The organism is Methylophaga thalassica, assembly GCF_030159795.1.
GTDB lineage: Bacteria > Pseudomonadota > Gammaproteobacteria > Nitrosococcales > Methylophagaceae > Methylophaga > Methylophaga thalassica.
In genome coordinates this window covers 253,911-271,865 of the sequence record NZ_BSND01000004.1, presented here as the reverse complement: position 1 = coordinate 271,865, position 17,955 = coordinate 253,911, and the positions used below count along the sequence as shown (strand labels likewise).

Below are 17,955 nucleotides of genomic sequence, written 5' to 3'. Positions count from 1 at the left end.
CCACTGATGATACAAGTATTATTTGTACATGGTATGGGCCGATCTCCTTTGTCAGCCTGGCCGCTGCTTAGACAGCTAAGAAAACAGGGCATTAAAACATCGACATTTAGCTATTTCGTGTCGTCACAATCGTCTGAGTTGATTCAGTTTAGACTGGCAAAACGAATCCGGGATATAGCTAATCAAGGTGAATATGTGCTGATTGGTCATTCACTTGGTGGCGTGTTAATTCGATCGGCATTGGCCAATATGGATGACAAGGTTCGTTTGCCAGAACGTTTATTTTTACTGGGTTCGCCAGTTCGAACATCACGATTAGCTATGTTCTTTCAACGCTATTGGCTTTTTCGTTTGTTAACAAAAGACTGCGGTAAACTATTGGCAACGAGTGAACGGATGCAGGCGATTCCTGCTAGTTATTGCCCAACAACGGCTGTTGTTGGCGTTAAAGGCATAAACGGAAAAAACAGCCCATTTAAGAGTGAGTTAAATGATGCGGTGGTGTCTTTGTCGGAGGTCAGTGCTGACTGGATGACAGAGCAAATTCAGCTACCCGTGATGCATAGCTTTTTACCATCCAGCAGGCAAGTATCGAATCTGATTATAAAGAAACTCGGCTTATTGAGTTAATAGACTGGCTCAGGGTAAAACTATCCTGAGCCATCTTCTTTTTAGCGATGGTATTGGCCAGCACGTTCCGGTTGATACAGAATTTCATCAACACGAACCTGAATGGTTTTGCCATCACGCCCAGGCCAATCAATTTCATCACCTTCCACCAGGCCTAGCATGGCGCTACCGGCAGGTGCCAGAATGGAAATGGTTTTGCCATCGTCTGTCATATCTTTTGGATAAACCAAGGTCAGACAAAATGTTTGATTTGATGATGAAACTGAAAATCTGACCGTTGAATTCATCGTAACCACATTGGGTGGAATCGCAGTTGGTTCAACGATATCTGCACGTTCAAGTTCAGCTTCAAGATAGCTTGTTCGTTCTACTTCATTGGACGGTAAAGTATCCAGAATCTGTTCTAAGCGGCTTAAGTCCAGTGCTGAAACAATAATATTAGGTTGTGAAACATTCATTTAATAACCTCTCAATTGCAAGATGTAGCTATGCTGCGAACACTTGCGATAGATAAAAAAGGGAAATAAAAATAGGCGAGGAACATAAACTGTTCTGAGCGCTATCATGCCATAAAGGTATGAAAGTGGTAAGTCATATTCTCTTTTTCAACAGGTTGCCTTGTGACAATGACATCCAGTGTAAATAAGGACGAAGGATATTGCATATGAGTTAGGCTGAGTTTAGCTTAGCGGTTAATAATGATTAGATAAGTAAAACTGCCACAAAATAATGAAAAGAACGGCACTAATAATTAAACTGATATCGATAATGACTGACAGTATTTTTATTCTCAAACAATGTTGCCATAAAGGCGGCCAACAACAGTAATTACGGTGACAATACTAATACAACGACAATTAATGAGAACTGAGAGTGAGTTGTTGGTTAGGTTACGCGGATGATTGACCAGAATTGATGGTTTTTAAACAGTCTTGTATAAATTGAACAAAAAGGGTTGATTGACTGCCATCAGTGCCTTTGTCTATTTAAAACCTTTTCCGGTGAAAAATACGTATTCAGCTCTTATCCGAGAGGCTAAATCATCAATTTTATATAACGACTGAAATTAAGTTCATTAAACAAGGAAGAGAAATTGACTATCCAAAAACGATCATCAGTTATTGCTTTGTTTGAGGCGGGGGCGATTTCTAGCCAGAAAATGCCTGCTGTATTGACATTATTAGGGTTAAAACCAGACAAAGACGGTTGGTTAAAGATTTTTCAAATGTTATTACTTTGCTTTGGTAGTTGTGCCATTGCATTTTCAGTCATCTTTTTTATTGCCTATAACTGGGCGGATATGAGCCGTCTTAGCAAATTTACCTTATTGGAAAGCAGCATTGTTTTCTCCGTTATTTTGTATTGGCGATTGGCACAAAAAGGATTAGCAGGCCGCTTAGCCTTACTGCTTGCCAGCTTGCTGGTCGGCGCATTAATGGCTTTTTTCGGGCAAACATATCAAACCGGAGCTGATACCTGGCAGTTATTCTTTTACTGGGCTTTATTCATCACACCTTGGGTTGTCATTTCTCAGTTTTCTACATTGTGGTTAGTTTGGTTGTCACTGTTGAATCTGTCACTCGTACTCTATTTTGATATTTTTCATTCAGTATTCGGCCTGTTCTCTGATTCAAACAATAGTCTGTTCTGGTGTCTGTTTTGGTTTAATACACTGGCATTAATTATTTGGGAGATGTTCAGCCAGAAAATGGTCGCACTCACAGAGCGGTGGCCACAGCGAATACTTGCGGTGATAAGTGGCTGGGCAATCACCACACTAGTGATTTATGCCATTGTGGAAGAATCTGAAAATGCGTTTTCCCCATCTATTACATGGTTAGTTTGGATATGCCTGTTTATGTGGGTATATCGTCGACGCTGTACTGATTTATTTATGTTGGCGGGTGGCTGCTTATCGTTGATTGTTGTGGTGATAACCCGGTTGGCGATGCAAATTATGGAGACCGGTGAGGAAGGGGCTCTGCTGTTTTTGTCAGTCCTTATTATTGCAATGGGATCCGGCGCGACCTACTGGTTGAAACAGGTTCACAAGGAGATTGAATCATGAATCAACACAGCATTGTTTGGAATACCCTGAAACAAGCTGAGCTGGTAACTGGGGAGAAACCTCAGGGATTGACTCCCAGAATACCTTGGTACATTAAAACCTTATTGGCGATTGCCGGCTGGTTAGCATCGCTCTTTATATTGTCTTTTCTTGGCTTAATGTTTAACCAATTATTAGAGTCAGTCGTTGCAGATATTATTCTGGGTAGTGGGATGATCTTTTTAGCTTACCACTTACTTTTAAAACAGCATTCTGATTTTGTTGAGCATTTAGGTTTAGCGATGAGTCTGGCAGGTCAGGCACTGTTTATTTTTGCCGTTATTCAGTGGCAAAGCACGACATACCTGACAAGCTGGCTGGCTGCATTGTGTTTAAACATTGGGCTAGTGATATTAATGCCGCACTTTGTGCATCGGGTTATTTCTGCTTTTTTTGTCTGTATCTGCCAGGCAGGAGTGATGACAGAGTTGGGTCTTTATTCGCTTGCTATCCCTGTTGTTATGCTGTTGTGCGCCTGGTGTTGGTTACATGAGTTTGTTTCTGTTCGCTGGCATGGACATATTACAGCGATGGGTTATGGCTCTATACTGGCTTTGCTCGTCATTCAAACCACGCAGTTATTTGATTCTGGAATGACGTTGTTGATGGATGGGCATCTGCTTGAGCAGTACATCCGTTTTTCCTGGACTTCGGTGTTAGCGGCCGCTGTTATTCTGTACGTTACGGTGATGTTAATTAAACAGCATCAGTCTTTAACAAATTCATCTTCTATTTATATTCTTGTATTGGCGGTTATATTTGCTGCGTTGGCATTTAATATCGCTGGTTTGTATATTGCCGTGATGATTATGGTATTGGGCTTTGCCAGTGGGCACCGCCTGTTAATAGGTTCAGGTATTGTTTTTTTGCTGTTTTGTATTAGCCATTATTATTACGCTTTGAATACGACGCTATTAATGAAATCCATCAGTTTATTGGTGTTGGGGATAGTTTTAATCGGCTTATATTGGTGTTTACCTAAATTGTTTGGAGGTAAACATGAAGCTAACTAGGATAGTCGCTGTGCTGGGGTTATTGCTGATATTGCTTGCTGTGAACTGGTCAATTTATAAACAGGAGCAGGTTTTAACACAAGGTAAAACAGTTTTATTGAAATTAGCTCCGGTGGATCCTCGCTCATTGATGCAAGGGGATTACATGGCACTGCGTTTTGAGATAGCTAATCAAATTCGATCAGCACTTCTTCATCAAAACGCTGACTCGCAAACGCCATATAAATTAGAGCCACAAGAGGGCTATGTGGTGGTGAAACGCAACCAGCAAAATGAGGCTGAGTTTGTCAGAATTGATCATGGCGAAGCCTTAGCAGAAAACGAGTTGTGTTTATTTTTTCGAGTTAGACACGGCATGGTTAAGTTTGCTACCAATGCCTTTTTTTTCCAGGAAGGCAAAGCATCAGAATACGAAAACGCCGAGTTTGGTGAGTTCAGGGTAGGGGATGATGGTAACTTGCTTCTCGTTGATTTAAAGCAGTAAGTTACCACCACCATTTTTGCTAGACATCGTGTTTACGTAATTTCTGATACAGCGCTGTTAACAAGGCTTCGGTGTCGTTCCAGCCCAGGCAGGCATCGGTGATAGATTGACCATATATAGGTTGATCTGAATCATTTTGTTTACCCGCTTCAATATAGCTTTCCAGCATTAGCCCTAATATGCCGCTGTTACCAGCAAGATGTTGATCAACCACATGGTGGGCTATTTCCATTTGGCGTTCATATTGTTTTAGTGAGTTGTCATGGCTACAGTCAATCAGTACTTTTTCGTGACAGTCATTGGCTGACAGTTGACTAAGCGCATGATGTATTGAGTCAGCGTCATAATTTGTCAGCCCTTGTCCTCCACGCAAGATAAGGTGGGTGTCAGGGTTGCCTCGGGTATTAATAATACTGATTTGTCCGTCATCATCGATACCAAGTGTATGGTGTCCGCGCGATGAAGCATGCATGGCATTGATCGCACTGCTTATCCGGCCATCGGTGCTGTTTTTGATACCTACCGGGCAGGGCAGATGACTAACTAGTTCACGATGGGGTTGAGACTCTGATGTACGTGCACCTATTGCTGCCCAGCTGATAAGGTCATCCAGGTAACTCATCACCAGAGGATGCAGTGCTTCGCTAGCCAGTGGTAAGCCTAACGCTGACAATTGCAGTAATACCTGTCTTGAACGGTGTAAACCTAAAGCCATGTTGCCACGACCGTCTCTTAACGAATCGTAGGCAAGTCCCTTCCAACCATGGGTTGTTCGTGGCTTTTCCACGTAAGCTCGCATCACAATCAGCAACTTATCATCCACTTGCCTGGCAAGTTTTGCCAGTCGTTTTCCATAATCTAAAGCAGCCGCTTCATCATCAATCGAGCATGGACCAACAATAACCATGAAGCGATTATCATGACCATTTAATAGCCTAACGATCTGCATCCGTTGTTGCTGGATTTGTGATGATAACTGAGTGCTTAATGGCAAAGTGTCTCTGAGTTGCCTGGGGGTAGGCAATTTCAACTCATCTGAAGCTAACTGATGTTGTTGACGCTGAATGGTTGAGGTCATGAGATGTGGCTCCTTAAACAGTGGAGACCGGACTGAGTCAGAATAGGCATAGCAAATACTCTCTACATATAAAAAAAACCCCGGTGGACTGACTGACCATTCGGGGTTCTTATGGTAGTCAGCGAATGCCGGACTACCTTGAACTATTAATTAAGTACTATAGGTGAGCCGGCTTCTGGCTAAAAAAATAGCCATAAGCAAACCACCAAAACATAACAACGCTATCTACCAGAGGCAGATATTGCCGAATTTGATTTGAAGCAAAGGTTGTTTGTGAGTTCATGAGTTGAATTCTAGGCTATCAAATCGATTTTGAAAACCTCTTGTCCTTATTAATCATTGACTGTGAGTTTAATGACACCACGGACAGGCAAGAGGTTCACCGATAAAAAGGCCTTCTCCAGGTTGCTGAACGGATTTCCAATAGGCTTCTACTAAGCTATCACCACCAACATAGCTCGGGATGAGAATTTGTGCATTAGGAAATTTTTGTGGGTAGTTGCAAGGTTCAATAACAGTGCCATAGCTCCCTGTCGCTCCTGCCTCAAGCCAGCGAAAGGCTTTCATCTGACCTTGACTGCTAATGCCAGCCCCGCCGGTAGAAGTAAGATGATCAGCAATAGCGCCCGGGAGATAATGATTGCTTTTGATATCAGGTACCTGTGTGTAGCCGGTCAGATAAAACAAAATATTGTTTTTATTCTTAATACTGGTGCCCTGTGATCGAAGATGATCATCAACATAATGAATTTGTAACCCGTTTTGTTCTGGCCAGATATCAGCAATTTTCTTGAACATCCGCCAGCGCGTGCTTCGTTGAACATCCTGAGTTCGAACTAAATAGGCATCTCCATGTGGCTGGCTATTGTCAGCTTTCACCCCTCTGTCGATCAGTTCTTTAACTTCGTCAAATCGACGACCACTCAACATCATAGTCAATCGAATGGTATCGCTTTGCCACAGTTGATGAGACTTTGCATTAAAAAAAGGACTGTTAGCTGTCATATGGCAACCTGATATGTGGCTTTTATTGTGACTGCAATATTTTTCGTCAAAGCCTAAGCTAAATGCACTGGTGATAGACATACAGCCAACACGATACGGAGCATGCCAGGTCAGCAGTAACACTTTTATCTGGTCAGTTAAATACGGTTTAATTTGTTGTTGAATATCGGCGAATTGGCTGGGACTTATCGTGCTATTGTTTGCTGTGCTTAGTTTTATGCCGACAAGTTGTGACTTCGGTACAGCACGCTTTTGGAGATAATAATCAGCAATCTTTTTCGACAGAGAATCATGTTGTTTGAATAAAACAAGCACATTTTTCCCTGTGAGTTGTTTTACCTGGTCAGCAGAACAGGGTAGAACCATCACAAAAACTGAAACTGTAAGAAAGAGAAGTTTTAATATTGATGACAAGTGACATTACTCATTGCGGTGAGTAGTTAGTCTAAGCAAGTAAAAAGCCTAAATCAATGAAAGGAAAATGAATGAATAGGTCACCAGCTGGCTTACGTTTAATAGCGATAATGGAGGCATCAAAGGGGACGATAGCCTTATTGATAAGCCTCGGACTACATGAGTTAATGGGCCAAAATCTTCAGCAATTGGCTGAAAAGCTTATTGATCATCTTCATCTTAACCCAGCCAGTTATTATCCGGGTCATCTGTTACAGGCACTGGCGGATATAAACAATACGAAATTGATTATAGTGACAATCGCAGCGTTGCTTTATAGTGTTATCCGCTTTGTTGAAGCTTATGGTTTATGGCATCAGTATCGCTGGACGGAGTGGCTGGCTTTAGTCAGCAGTGTTGTATATTTACCTTTTGAGCTTTACGAACTCTACCAAAAAGTTACTTTATTAAGCTCACTGTTATTGATGATCAATACCTTGGTTGTCATATATCTAGCCACTGTTCTAAACAAAGCCAGAACATAAAGTAATATTATTATGCTTGTGTACAAGTTAAGCTGTGATTAGTATGGGTAAATAGCCTACAAATTAGGTAAAGGTCTTTTTGATGAGTGATAAGTCTAGTCCCAAGACAGCGGAAAAGTGGCGTGAGCAATTCATCGAACTTAGCCATGAACTTGAGCAGCAAAAGTTATACGAACAGTTATTGGAACGTGGTCTTTCCCGTTTAGCATTGGCTGCCAATGGCATTGATGGTTGTCTTGATCCGCACCTTGATGCACTTAGAAAAAATCTTCGTGCCTCTGTCACCGATAAAGCAGAGGTGGAAAAAATTCTTGCGGAGATTGAATCTGCAATCACGGCGATGGATGCCAAAAAAGCATCTAAATCGGATATTGCTCAACTGCTTATAGCGTTGATCGATAAAATCAGTTGGCCGAAAACGCAAAAAAAACAGTTTGATAAACTCCGCAAACGTGCTGAAAAAAGTTCTGATAAACAATTATCAGAGATTCTTGATGAAATCGCCCATCTAATCGAAGAAAGTTTTTCAGCAAAAAAAGCAAAAGACCGGAATGGTTTTTTTTCACAGTTTTTACCGCTGAAACAGACAAAGTCCTCTTACACTGTTGTAGAGACTGACTTATCAGAGCAGGAAAGCAATGATGACGATAAGCCAGATTTTATTCATGAATCACGAAAAGATGACTTTACTCCACAGATATTACTGAGCGTATTACTGGAGAGGCTATCACTACCGACAGAGTTGAGTTCAAAAGCGTCACAATTAAGATTAAAAATACATGATGGCCTCAAAACGGAAGATGTGCCTGAAACCATATCTTCCATAGCGGATCTGGTCAGTGAGCTCAGCTCATCTGCCATGGCAGAAAAAAAAGAATATGAAAAATTTCTGCGAGACTTAACAAAGAAAATTACCTCGCTGGATAAATATCTGTATGAAGTGGTTAAGCAAGACCTCTCTGCTTTTGAGCAAAGGCACAAATTGGCCGGTGATGTTGAGCAGACCATGGTTGAGTTAAGGACGGATGTGGAAGGTGCGGCTGATTTTGTCGAAATAAAGTCTGTTCTTAGTGAACGTCTGGATCATCTCAATGAGCAGATTACTAATTATCAGCAAGCCGATAATACCCGCTTTGCAGAGTCTCAAAAGCAGATTGAAGCGTTAACACAGCGTCTGCATGAAATGGAGTCTGAAGCTAACGAACTACGACTGGCTACCAGCAAAGCCCGCGCGTTGGCAATGAAAGATCCCTTAACCGGAATATGGAACCGTCAGGCTTTAACTGAAGTGTTACAGACGGAATATAGCCGCTGGGCTCGCTACCAAAAACCCTTAACCATGGTGGTGTGGGATGTTGACTACTTTAAAGCGGTAAATGACAAATTTGGCCATAGTGCCGGTGATGTAGTTCTAAAAACCATTGCTCGCATTTTTAAAGATTCCACACGCCAGGCTGATTTTATTGCGCGCTTTGGGGGGGAAGAATTTGTTGGTTTGTTTCCCGAAATTAATTTAGAGCAAGGGTTGGAGATGGCGAATAAAATTCGTCAGACAATCGAAAACACGCAATTCCAACACAATGGTATCTCTGTTCCGATAACAACATCCGCCGGTTTAGCGACCTTTGAAAAAGGCGACACCATTGAGGATGTTTTTACCCGTGCCGATAAAGCTTTGTATGAAGCGAAAGGGCAGGGTCGAAATAATTGTCAGATCGAAAGAAAGTAAATTCAGGAACTATTCACAGCAGTATGACTGTCAACTAATACAGATATTCAATTAAGACAACGTGAAGTCGTTTGAATATCGTTAAGGTTAATCCTTATTTTTTGAACTCAAAAAGGAGACAGTATGAGTATTGTGAAGACTGGTTCGGCCATCTATAAAAGCCTCGGCAAAAAAGGAGAAGCCAGCGTCAGCACTGAAACGCCGGCACTCAAGGATCATCCTTATGGTTTTACTAGTCGATTTGAGGGTGGCAAAGGCACCAATCCTGAAGAACTCCTTGCAGCAGCCCATGCGGCCTGCTTTACCATGGCGCTCTCTTTTGCATTGGAAGGAGAAGGCTACAAAGACGGTGATTTAAAAACCGACGTATCTATCTTTCTCGATGAAGACGGTGATGGCTTTCGTATTAGCCGATCAAAATTATCTCTTACCGCGAAGGTGAAAGGTATCGATGAAAAAGAATTTGATCGTATAGCTCATGAAACTAAATTAGGTTGCCCTGTTAGTAAGTTATTTAATGCCGATATCGAGTTGGAATATACGCTCAACGCCGCATAAAAGCGTTCAATAGAACTATTGGCCTCACATAATAAATAGTATTTGATTATGTGAGGCCATTTTTATGGATACCAATTATGCATATTAAGTCACTGGACCACCTTGTTTTAACGGTTAACTCGATTAACGACACGATTGATTTCTATTGTCATATTTTAGGAATGGAAAAAATCGTCTTTGCAGAGAATCGTGTTGCGTTATTATTTGGTAGTCAAAAAATTAATCTGCATGAGCGTGGTAAAGAGTTCGAACCCAAAGCACAATATGTCAGGACTGGAAGTGCTGACTTATGTTTCATCGTAGAAACACCCTTAACCAGTGTTATTGCTGAACTTAATCATAAACAGGTAAAAATTATTGATGGTCCGGTGATGAGGACAGGTGCTCAGGGCGCTATTGAATCTGTTTATCTTTATGATCCAGATGGCAACCTTATTGAATTATCTAACTATATAGAGCCTTCGGCTCGGTAAAAATAGTCAACAGCAATCAATTTGCATGTTTGTCAGCAAGTATTTTAATCAGAGTGAGTTTATGGAATTGAACCTAATCCTTAAGAAAAATGATAAACCTAGTTTGAGTCATGTCAGTACATCATCTAGCTTGCTAAGGCATATTGCTATTGGTTGTGCATTCGCTATCGGCCTGGCCACCAGTCAGCTCAGTTATGCCATTACTGATCCTGTGTCGCCACCGGCAGGTGAGAAATTCAGCTATGCCTGGTTAAAAGGCTATGCCAGAGCATTATCTGAAAAAGCCTATATCAGCCACAAAGGCGAGTTACCCAAAAGCATTAAAGGTATGAGCTGGGATGATTATCAGCAATTACAGTTTAAAAAAGATAAGGCACTTTGGCGAAATGATGATAGTGAGTTTCGTGCGGAGCTTTTTCATTTAGGTCTGTATTTTGATACGCCAGTACATATCTCAGAACTAAAAGATGGCAAAACAACGCCGATTGAGTACTCATCTAAAATGTTTGATTATGGCAAAACAGGGATTGATGGTAAGAAATTACCTGAAGACTTAGGTTACGCCGGATTTAGAATGCAATTTCATACTGACTGGAAACGGGACGTGATTGCTTTTCTGGGGGCCAGCTACTTTCGTGCCGTGGGTAAAGAAATGCAGTACGGTTTATCTGCACGTGGACTGGCGGTGGATACGGCGATGCCTCGACCTGAAGAATTTCCGATGTTTACCCATTTTTGGTTGGAGCAGCCAAAGCCGGGCAGTGATATCACCACTGTCTACGCACTTCTGGATTCTGAAAGTGTGACAGGGGCCTATCGTTTTGATATTCAACCAGGTGATCGGCTGAAGGTGAAAGTGGATGCCGCGCTTTATCCGCGTAAAGCAATTGAACGTTTAGGTATCGCACCGTTAACCAGTATGTACATGATCGGTGAGAACGATAAACGTACTGACTGGGACTGGCGACCTGAAATTCATGACTCCGATGGCTTATCCATTCATATGGGCAATGGCGAGTGGATTTGGCGTCCGCTGACAAATCCACGTAATCTGAGATTTAATGCCTATGCCGACAATAATCCAAAAGGATTTGGCCTGATGCAACGTGATCGCAAATTTGATCACTATCAGGATGATGGGGTGTTTTATGACCGCAGACCCAGTCTATGGATTGAGCCGGAAGGCAATTGGGGGAAAGGTTCAGTGCAGTTAGTTGAGATCCCGACTCTGGATGAAACCTTCGATAATATTGTGGCTTTCTGGAACCCAGACAAACCGGTGAAACCAGGTGAAGAATTACTTTATAGCTATAAAATGTATTGGGGTGGTGTGCCGCCAGTTGAACCTGAACGTGCCAAAGTGGTAGATACGTTTACCGGCATTGGTGGCGTAATAGGTCAACATCGTGAGTATTACAGTAAACGATTTGTCATCGATTTTGCCGGTGGCAGTTTGCCAATGTTAGCTGATGATGCCCAAGTGAAACCTGTCATTACGACTTCTGCGGGTAAAGTGGAAATTACCTCAGCTCGGCCTCAGCATGCAATTGATGGATACCGGGCCATGTTTGATGTGGTGCCACCCGATAACAGTACAGATCCCATCAATCTGCGAGTTTACCTTGAAGCCGGAGGTCAGCCTCTAACGGAAACCTGGATTTATCAATGGACTCCGCCACCGCAAAATGAGCGGGATTTACATAATCCTTAACAATAAAAAAGCAGATGTTTAACATCTGCTTTTTTTATGTGTGACATAGTGGGATAGTTATATAAAGGCGGCCAGTATTTGATTGACCTGCGCAGGCTATTGGCCCATTAATTATATTCACCAGCGCGTAATAACGGTAACAGTTCTGTTAGTGGACGTTCAGGTAAACCGATAAAAACATCTTTATCATCAGGCTCGTTGTCCAACATACTTAATAAGCCGTTTAAGCCATGGCAAACGGCGTCCGTTCTTACTTTCTGGCTACTGAAGTTATTGATAAAACCACCTATAGCCTGTTTGGGATTAGTAATATTGTAGGTATTGTTTTCGTTATAGGTGTTTTGTAATAACCAGCGACTGGATTTACGCATAGCATCACGATACTGATCACAGTCACCTAATTTCTGTTGTTCACAGAAAGGTACCATTTCTCCCATGACTTCATTGATCCAGCCATTACCGCTGGTTGTCATGGCATCGAGGTAGCGACCATGATTATAGGCATCGTCAGGCTGGTTGATCTGTCGCTGTAATAGTACGTCGCCAATTTGTAAAATAGTTTTTATGTAAACGGGCGTGGGATCAACTTTAGCCAGATCGATTAAAGCCATCATTATCCAACTGGATGATATGGAATTAGCCGGACGATATTCATCGCCGACCAGTGCGCCATGCAGGCCGACCTCACGAATTAACTGGCTGGCCACTTGTTTGGCACCCTCTAAATAGCGTTGGTCCTTAGTTATGGCGTAGAGACGAGAGAGGGCAGATACCACCTGACCGGAATAAAGAATGGACTGTTTGTTGTTGTAGCTCCACTTATCATCTTCGCATTGAGCAACCGGTGTCACAGTGCCGTCATCATTGATCATCTTTAGTAGCCAATTGCCAGCCGATTGCGCGGATTGCAGGTATTTCTCTTCATCAGGTGTCATATTGTGGAGCAACAACAGGGTGAAGATCGTTTTAGATGTGGTACCAACAACAATACGACAGGTTTCTTCATTAGTTTCAGGATCGACACCATAATCAAATCCCCCTGCATTGGGGCCGGATGTTAACTGTCTGTCGAGTAGAAACTGTGCCATGCCTTCAAAGTAGGATTGCAATTCGATATCTTTCTGGTGTTGATTTAGACGTATTAAGGTATTTAACGTTGTCGCTGAGTAGGTGGTTCGCAGCAGTTTCTCAGATGTATCATGCTCGGCGTCATAAAACTTGAAGATACCGGAATAGTCATTATTGATTGCACGTAATAAATACGCTTTACTTTGCTTTATTTGATTCTCAATGCGTTCTCTATCTACATGACGAACGATGACACGATCACCCTGGATCTCATAAGCGTTGTCTTCATTATTTACCATGGCATAAACGTGATCTGGGTGATAGTCGAAACTCACTTTGAAATAATAGTCATTCAGATCGGTTTTAGACGTGATAACCGTATTGGATAACGATGCTTGTGTGGCTTGCTGCAGTGCTTCTGTCAGTGAGACTCCCGATGCACTGCCTTCACCAAACACGTTACCTTCGTGATAACTGACAATGTGAACACGCCAATGCGTTTGCTGATAATGGTTATTCCATTCTTTTTCTAATTGAGTGAGTGCTGTTTTGGTTGAATTATCTTCATTTTTGATGGCTATGCTACGCACATAACGAACCACTTCTTGCCTGAAGGTTTGATGATCTATCTGTAATGCCTCGTTCTCTAACTGTGTTTCTGCGACATCGGCTTGCACCAGAGGCATAAACAAAACAGTCACACATAAGGTGACAATCAATCTCATCATACATATCTCCTTTTGAAACCATAAAGTAAGAAGGATTGTGTGTTGGAGTAATGAAATACGAAATATATCCATACCAATTAAGAATTATTGAAAATCGCGCATTCAGAAAAAGGGGATGATCGTGTAAGCTTTCTCCAGAATGACCACAGTCATTCATGGTTAACGTGAAATTATAGTTGCCATTATTCACATTTGTTATGAGGTAGGTATGTTGAAAGGCAGTTGTTTGTGTCAGTCTGTTCAGTATGAGATTGATAGTGAACTCGGACCCACGATGATCTGTCATTGCCAAAATTGTCGAAAAGCCAGTGGCTCTGCTTATGCGATTAATGCGGCTGTAGAGAGTAACAAGTTTCACCTTAACACTGGCGAAAAGGCGATAGCCGAATATGAATCTTCACCGGGTGTTTTCCGGGTGTTTTGTCAGCTCTGTGGTTCACAGCTTTATAGTAAACGTAGCACCATGCCTGAAATTATACGGTTACGTTTAGGCACACTCGATACGGCAGTCGATATCAAACCACAAGCCCATATCTTTGTGAGTTCAAAAGCATCTTGGCATCAAATTTGTGATGACGTCCCTCAGTTTGCTGAACGCCCATAAATGCAGTCTTCAGTAGTTTTGAATACTGTCATTATTGTTATTGCCTTAGCTGTAGCAGCTTATCTGGCTTTTTCTAAACGCTTAAAGCAGTCCTCATCATGGAAAGCAACAGTCACGCCGCTGGCATCCATCATGGGGAGTGGTTTCCTTATTAGCGCACCACTACTGGCAAATACGGTAGGCAACTATGCTGTCTTATGTATTGTGGCATTATTGCTTATAGCTTGTGCCGTTGGACATGCTATTCGTTTTAATATTCGTCACTTTGAACCGATAGAACATCAGCAGGGAACCGCACAAAACGTTGCTTTTTTGTCGAGAATTGTACTGGCTGTCGCCTACTTTATTTCCGTGACTTATTATTTACAGTTGCTTGCTGCTTTTGTATTAAATGCTGTTGGTGTAAGTGGTGATGTTTATGCCAATATCATTACCACGGCTCTGTTAGTAGCGATTGGCGGTATTGGCATGTGGCGTGGGTTAGACGAGTTGGAGAAAATCGAAACCTATGCTGTGAGTCTAAACCTGGGAATGATTGTCGGGCTTCTGTTTGCATTATGTGCATACAATATACATTTACTTCTGGGCGGCGAGTGGCGGTTACCTGATATGTCCTCAGAGATAAATCTGCATGACTTTCGGGTATTACTGGGCTTATTGATCGTGGTTCAGGGCTTCGAAACTTCACGTTATTTGCAAGATGAGCATTCAGCAGATGAAAGAATTCAAACCATGCGTAGGGCTCAAATTATCTCTGCCGTGATTTATGTGTTGTTTATCAGTCTGTCGACCGTGCTATTCCACTCCGGACTGGATGCCGATGTGACAGCTATCACTAACATCATGCTACCTGTTGCTGTGGTTTTGCCAATATTAATTTCTATTGCTGCTGTGGGTAGTCAGTTCAGCGCCGCGGTTGCCGATACCTCAGGTGCCGGTGGTTTGCTGCAGGATATTGTGCAGCACAAGCTATCTATTCGATATGTTTATCTGATTATTATGGTTGTCACGATCATGCTTACCTGGGCAACCAATGTGAATGAAATCATTGCTTATGCTTCTCGTGCGTTTGCATTATTTTATTTTCTGCAAAGTCTGGTGGCTTCTATTGTTGCGCATCAGCAAAAACAGACCTGGCAAAGTCGTTTTTTTGCGTTGATTTCGATAATGTGTTTTAGCGTATTTGTTTTTGGTATACCTTCTGGTGGCTAAAAAGAAATGAGTCGTATCGACGTTAAACTCTTATGATGCGAGGAAGAAAAAATGGAAAACATTTGGCTGCAAGCGGTAAAGCGCATACATGCTATTGCAGAGACAGGACGTGAATTTAGTCATAACGAATATGATCTTGAACGCTATCAGGATATTTCAACACTAGCTCAGCAACTGTTGGCTTCATTAGCTAATACACCCTTAACCGCGATTGAAAATTTATTTCGCCCTGATGTCGATGATGGCGGTTACATTACACCAAAAATTGATGTTAGAGGCGTCGTATTCAAAGATAAACGTGTATTACTAGTGAAAGAAAAGATTGACGGTTTGTGGAGTTTACCCGGTGGTTATGCTGATTTAGGTCTATCGGCAGCTGAGAATACCGAAAAAGAAGTGTTTGAAGAGGCCGGAATTATTGTCAAAGCGTCACATTTATATGCAGTCAGACATAAAGCTAAAGGTGAATATACACCGGACATCCGTGATTTTTACAAGCTTTTTTTCTTATGTGAAGCGCTGCCGGAGCAAGAAATAAAAGCTGGGATGGAAACGGCTGATGTGGGCTATTTTTCGATTGATGATTTGCCACCCTTATCCAAAGGTAGAGTGATTGCCACTGATATTCATCATGCTTGGGAGTTTGTGTGTAATCCTGATCGACCTACCTTATTTGATTAGACCAACATTTACTTTTAATACCCTATGGAGATGAAATGAAATTTATTCAATTTTTTGCTCTGGCATTACTGTTAGCTGCCAGTCAGATAACCCTCGCTGATACGGCATCAGAAAAAGAAGCGGCTGAACTGATGGAAGCGGTCGGCATGAAGTCAGCATTAGAGCAGTCAATGGAACAGATGCTGGATGTGCAAATTAACAATAACCCATCATTGGCGCCATTTCGTTCGGTGATGTTGACGTTTTTCAAAAAGTATATGAGTTATGAAAGCTTAAAGCCTGACATTATTCGAATTTATGCCGACGCGTTTACCGCACAAGAGTTAAAAGATATCCGTGATTTTTATGGCAGTAAAACAGGGCAAAAAGCGATTAAATTGATGCCTCAGCTGATGCGCCAAGGCGGTGAAATCGGTGCTAAACGAGTACAAGCTCATATCGGTGAGTTAGAGGCGATGATTAAAGCTGAAGCGGAACGCCTTAAAAAAGAAGCAAAATAAGTTTAATAATTCAACCCGGTAGCTGCGTATGCGACTGGGTTGAATTTCATTGTCATATCTTTGCATAGTTTTACACGCTCATTAACTCAGCTTTAACTCTATATCAGTAATACTCTTTGGCAACGATGAGACGCCTTCAATGCTGACTGTAACTGGCTCGTCGTTATCCATTTTGGCCAAGAGGAGTCATTGCTAATGAAAAAGCCGATGAGGGTCACATTACAATCTGTGACGAATCAAGAAACAAATATCTATGTTGCCTCACCGCTGTCATTTCATATCGATAGTCAGGATGAGTTATTGATGATGGCTGAATGCCTGCAAAAGCGGGGAGACTTTACTACAGAGTCTGCGGCGTCATTTGCACTGGGCTTGAAGTTACTCAGTGATGCGATGGCTGAAAACAAAAACAAAGCCATATTTTCTGATTTTCAACCATTTTTTAAACACTTCATGGATCTGCTCAAACAGTCTTATCAACAGGAGATGCTAACTCGATATGGCTAACTCTTAACGAGTGTCATTTGTTGCCTGTAGCGTAAAAACAGATTGTTTGAAATTAATGCCGTTATCACGATGGCTGCTCCAAGTATTTCTGCATGACTAAATGAGCGACCATTGATTACCCCAATGGTAAATGCGGTAATAGGGACAAAATTAATAAATAAAACACCATTTACTGGACCGAGTAATTTAATGCCCGCATTCCAGCTTAAGACGGCAATTAATGCCCCCATAATGACCAAATAAGCGATTGTCCAATGAAGCTCACCAAGTGTTGCCAAGGTGGGTGTATGAATATCATGATTCATGGTTAGTACAAACGTGATGATACCGATGGCAATGGCACCCAATACACAGGTAATGGTGGTGTAACGAAGCGGAGACCAGTCTGGGAAGCGTTCTGCTCCCATCGTGTAAGCGACCCAGCAGATAGCTCCGCTGAGGAATAACAAATCCCATTCCAACTTACCCCCAGCAAAGGCTTGTTGTGGGTGACCACTGGTTATCACCAAAAACACACCTAGAAATGCAGCCATAATTGTCACTAAGGTAAACGTATGGGGTTTATGGCCTTTTAGAAACCAGCTAAGTAAAACCGTTATCATCGGCATCATGGCAATAATGACGGCGCCATGTTCTGGTTTAGAGTGTGTGAGTCCGGTAAACGCCAGCAGATTGAATCCTGCAAACCCTAATGTACCGAGAAAAAGTAATGGTAATAATCTGTTATGAAGCCGAAATGCTTGTTTGCCTTCAACACACCATAAGATGACGACAAAAAGCACAGCAGCAATTCCATAACGAATCAGCGTGATGTAGTAGGGATCAATAATCTCTAAAGCAGGCTTAGCGATAGGAAACATTCCACCCCATGAAAGTGTGGCAGCAAGCAGCATCACAATCCCCCAGCTCATATTTTTTGTATCCATCAC

General features: G+C 42.0%; 19 protein-coding genes. 14 read left to right on the top strand and 5 right to left on the bottom strand.

The features are described from left to right. The first annotated feature begins 6 nt into the window (after positions 1-6). Positions 7-630, top strand: a complete 624-nt coding sequence (locus tag QQL60_RS06150; protein WP_284722758.1) for an esterase/lipase family protein — start codon at positions 7-9, stop codon at positions 628-630. A gap of 41 nt (positions 631-671) precedes the next feature. Here QQL60_RS06150 and rnk read toward each other — a convergent pair whose 3' ends face one another. Then, positions 672-1,088, bottom strand: a complete 417-nt coding sequence (gene rnk, locus QQL60_RS06145; RefSeq protein ID WP_273180558.1) for a nucleoside diphosphate kinase regulator — start codon at positions 1,086-1,088, stop codon at positions 672-674. A gap of 635 nt (positions 1,089-1,723) precedes the next feature. On the opposite strand from rnk, the gene QQL60_RS06140 reads away from it, so the two are divergent. The 3 genes from QQL60_RS06140 to QQL60_RS06130 are packed head-to-tail and all read left to right on the top strand — an operon-like array spanning position 1,724 to position 4,234. After that, entirely contained in the window at positions 1,724-2,698 is a 975-nt protein-coding gene (locus QQL60_RS06140; protein WP_284722757.1) for a DUF2157 domain-containing protein, read from the top strand. Then, positions 2,695-3,750 carry a DUF4401 domain-containing protein gene (locus QQL60_RS06135; RefSeq protein ID WP_284722756.1) on the top strand — a complete coding sequence of 352 codons (1,056 nt, stop codon included), beginning with the start codon at positions 2,695-2,697 and terminating at the stop codon, positions 3,748-3,750. The genes QQL60_RS06140 and QQL60_RS06135 overlap by 4 nt, the downstream gene beginning before the upstream one ends. Further along, complete coding sequence (locus tag QQL60_RS06130) at positions 3,737-4,234, top strand: GDYXXLXY domain-containing protein (RefSeq protein ID WP_284722755.1); 498 nt, start codon at positions 3,737-3,739, stop codon at positions 4,232-4,234. Before QQL60_RS06135 ends, QQL60_RS06130 begins: the two co-directional genes overlap by 14 nt. 19 nt (positions 4,235-4,253) lie before the next feature. Here the strand turns inward: QQL60_RS06130 and QQL60_RS06125 are convergent, their stop codons facing one another. Further along, positions 4,254-5,312 carry a 3-deoxy-7-phosphoheptulonate synthase gene (locus QQL60_RS06125; RefSeq protein WP_284451237.1) on the bottom strand — a complete coding sequence of 353 codons (1,059 nt, stop codon included), beginning with the start codon at positions 5,310-5,312 and terminating at the stop codon, positions 4,254-4,256. A 351-nt stretch (positions 5,313-5,663) separates the two neighbouring features. Further along, positions 5,664-6,683: a TIGR03790 family protein gene (locus QQL60_RS06120; protein WP_284722899.1), complete on the bottom strand. Its 1,020-nt coding sequence runs from the start codon at positions 6,681-6,683 to the stop codon at positions 5,664-5,666. A 119-nt stretch (positions 6,684-6,802) separates the two neighbouring features. Here QQL60_RS06120 and QQL60_RS06115 point away from each other — a divergent pair, with 119 nt between their 5' ends. The 5 genes from QQL60_RS06115 (at position 6,803) to QQL60_RS06095 (ending at position 11,726) form a co-directional block, all read left to right on the top strand. Next, positions 6,803-7,255, top strand: a complete 453-nt coding sequence (locus QQL60_RS06115) for a DUF2127 domain-containing protein (protein ID WP_284722754.1) — start codon at positions 6,803-6,805, stop codon at positions 7,253-7,255. An 82-nt stretch (positions 7,256-7,337) separates the two neighbouring features. Next, positions 7,338-8,984 (top strand): GGDEF domain-containing protein, encoded by a 1,647-nt coding sequence (locus QQL60_RS06110; RefSeq protein ID WP_284722753.1) that lies wholly within the window; start codon positions 7,338-7,340, stop codon positions 8,982-8,984. A gap of 123 nt (positions 8,985-9,107) precedes the next feature. Continuing rightward, a complete protein-coding gene (locus tag QQL60_RS06105; protein WP_007144969.1) occupies positions 9,108-9,542 on the top strand; it encodes an OsmC family peroxiredoxin in 435 nt (144 codons plus the stop codon). 77 nt (positions 9,543-9,619) lie between these two features. Continuing rightward, complete coding sequence (locus QQL60_RS06100; RefSeq protein ID WP_284722752.1) at positions 9,620-10,015, top strand: VOC family protein; 396 nt, start codon at positions 9,620-9,622, stop codon at positions 10,013-10,015. Positions 10,016-10,076: 61 nt separating this feature from the next. Next, a complete protein-coding gene (locus tag QQL60_RS06095) occupies positions 10,077-11,726 on the top strand; it encodes an OpgD/OpgG family glucan biosynthesis protein (protein ID WP_284722751.1) in 1,650 nt (549 codons plus the stop codon). A 107-nt stretch (positions 11,727-11,833) separates the two neighbouring features. On the opposite strand, the gene QQL60_RS06090 is transcribed toward QQL60_RS06095, so the two are convergent. Continuing rightward, positions 11,834-13,522, bottom strand: a complete 1,689-nt coding sequence (locus tag QQL60_RS06090) for a glycoside hydrolase family 76 protein (protein WP_284722750.1) — start codon at positions 13,520-13,522, stop codon at positions 11,834-11,836. 208 nt (positions 13,523-13,730) lie between these two features. Here QQL60_RS06090 and QQL60_RS06085 point away from each other — a divergent pair, with 208 nt between their 5' ends. The 5 genes from QQL60_RS06085 (at position 13,731) to QQL60_RS06065 (ending at position 17,026) form a co-directional block, all read left to right on the top strand. Then, entirely contained in the window at positions 13,731-14,126 is a 396-nt protein-coding gene (locus QQL60_RS06085; RefSeq protein WP_273180538.1) for a GFA family protein, read from the top strand. Then, positions 14,127-15,338 carry a hypothetical protein gene (locus tag QQL60_RS06080; protein WP_273180536.1) on the top strand — a complete coding sequence of 404 codons (1,212 nt, stop codon included), beginning with the start codon at positions 14,127-14,129 and terminating at the stop codon, positions 15,336-15,338. It abuts the gene before it with no gap. Positions 15,339-15,389: 51 nt separating this feature from the next. Beyond that, positions 15,390-16,019 (top strand): NUDIX hydrolase, encoded by a 630-nt coding sequence (locus QQL60_RS06075; RefSeq protein ID WP_284722749.1) that lies wholly within the window; start codon positions 15,390-15,392, stop codon positions 16,017-16,019. Positions 16,020-16,054: 35 nt separating this feature from the next. After that, a complete protein-coding gene (locus QQL60_RS06070; RefSeq protein ID WP_007144976.1) occupies positions 16,055-16,519 on the top strand; it encodes a DUF2059 domain-containing protein in 465 nt (154 codons plus the stop codon). 195 nt (positions 16,520-16,714) lie between these two features. Continuing rightward, entirely contained in the window at positions 16,715-17,026 is a 312-nt protein-coding gene (locus QQL60_RS06065) for a DUF3861 family protein (protein WP_284722748.1), read from the top strand. Here QQL60_RS06065 and QQL60_RS06060 read toward each other — a convergent pair. Next, positions 17,023-17,952 carry a DMT family transporter gene (locus tag QQL60_RS06060; RefSeq protein ID WP_284722747.1) on the bottom strand — a complete coding sequence of 310 codons (930 nt, stop codon included), beginning with the start codon at positions 17,950-17,952 and terminating at the stop codon, positions 17,023-17,025. The genes QQL60_RS06065 and QQL60_RS06060 overlap by 4 nt on opposite strands. Positions 17,953-17,955: the final 3 nt, after the last annotated feature.